The organism is Thiobacillus denitrificans (genome assembly GCF_001530125.1).
Lineage (GTDB): Bacteria > Pseudomonadota > Gammaproteobacteria > Burkholderiales > Thiobacillaceae > Thiobacillus > Thiobacillus denitrificans_C.
The window spans coordinates 1-1,471 of sequence record NZ_LDUG01000076.1 but is presented as its reverse complement, the minus strand read 5'-3'; the positions used below and the strand labels follow the sequence as shown (position 1 = coordinate 1,471).

Below are 1,471 nucleotides of genomic sequence, written 5' to 3'. Positions count from 1 at the left end.
CGCCCTGCTCACGCCCTACGTCGAATCGGTCAATAACTGGATGTGCGATTACATCGAGGCGCGCGGCGTGGCGGTGCCGGTATTCGGCTCCTTCAACCACGAGGATGACAACGAGGTGGCGCGCATCGACGGCCCCTCGCTGGCGGCGGCGGTGGAACAGCTTGGGGCGCAGGAGGTGGATGCGGTTTTCGTCTCTTGCACCAGCGTACGTATCGCCCACCTCATCGCCGGCCTGGAGGCGAAGCTCGGCAAGCCGGTCATTTCCAGCAACCAGGCGCTGGCCTGGCATACCCTGCGCCTGGCCGGCATCCGCGACACGCTGCCAGGCTGGGGCCAGCTGCTTACCCTGTAAAGCGCGCACACTGCGGCAAGCCGACGGCCAGGTCACTTGAGCCATGCTGCCGGGGTAGTGCCAGCGGGACGAGCCGTCAGCTGATGATGCCGGGCTTGCCCAGCAGTTTGGCCGTATCCATCAACCTGCCGGCAATCAGCAGCAAGACGTTCACCACAATCAGGAACTGCCAGATCAGGGAGATCCGTGAAAAGGTTTTGAGGGCTGGAAGCCAATTTGGCTTCCAAAAACTACCCGCTTAATCGGCGTAAATGCCAGCCTTCTTGATGACCGGCGCCCACTTCGTGATTTCAGCTTCCAGATGGGTTTTCAGGCCTGCCGGAGAGATTTTGTCCATCGGTGGAATGTCCGAGCTGAGTTCGGCCAGTCGCTGCTTGACCATCGGGTCCTGCATCGCTGCGCGCAAGGCGGCGTTGATTTTTTCGAGCACCGGCGCCGGTGTGCCTTTGGACGCGTACATGCCGTGCCAGACCTTCACTTCAAACCCCTTGAGCCCCTGCTCGTTAAGCGTGGGCACATCGGGCAGCGCGGACAGGCGGCTCAAAGAGGTCACGCCATAGACCTTGACACGCCCGTCCTTGATCAGCGGAACGGTTTGGGTGGTCTGGTCACACAGCAAATCCACCTGGCCGCCGAGCAGGTCGTTCATGGCCGGGCCTGTGCCCTTGTAGGGAATGGTGTTGAGCTCGACGCCGATGTGGCTCATGAACAGCAAGCCGCACAGGTGCGAGACCGCGCCCAGCCCGGCGTTGGCCAGCGACACCTTGCTGCCGTTGGCCTTGAGGTAAGTCTGCAGCTCGGCAAAGTTGGCGGCGGGAAAATCCTTGCGTGCCAGCAAGGTCATGGGCACATCCACCACCTGTCCGATGTATTCGAAGTCCTTCAGCGGATCGAAGGCTAGTTTCTTGTACAGCGCCGGTGCGGTGGCCATGCCCATGTGGTGAATAAAGAGCGTGTAGCCATTGGGTGCGGCGCGCGCCACCCGGGTAGCCGCAATGGTGCCGCCGGCGCCGACGGTATTTTCGACCAGCACGGTCTGGCCCAGCGCCTTGCCCATCGGTATGGCAATCATGCGGGCCACCACATCGGTCGGGCCGCCGGCGGCAAAAGGCACGACCA

Annotated in this window: 2 protein-coding genes; one reads left to right on the top strand and one right to left on the bottom strand. The window is 62.3% G+C overall.

Going from position 1 to position 1,471, the window contains the following annotated elements:
• A partial coding sequence (locus tag ABW22_RS16455) for a hypothetical protein (protein ID WP_202813988.1) occupies positions 1-352 on the top strand: 352 nt, incomplete at its 5' end.
• 238 nt (positions 353-590) lie between these two features.
• Here ABW22_RS16455 and ABW22_RS16450 read toward each other — a convergent pair.
• A partial coding sequence (locus ABW22_RS16450; protein WP_059759452.1) for a tripartite tricarboxylate transporter substrate-binding protein occupies positions 591-1,471 on the bottom strand: 881 nt, incomplete at its 5' end.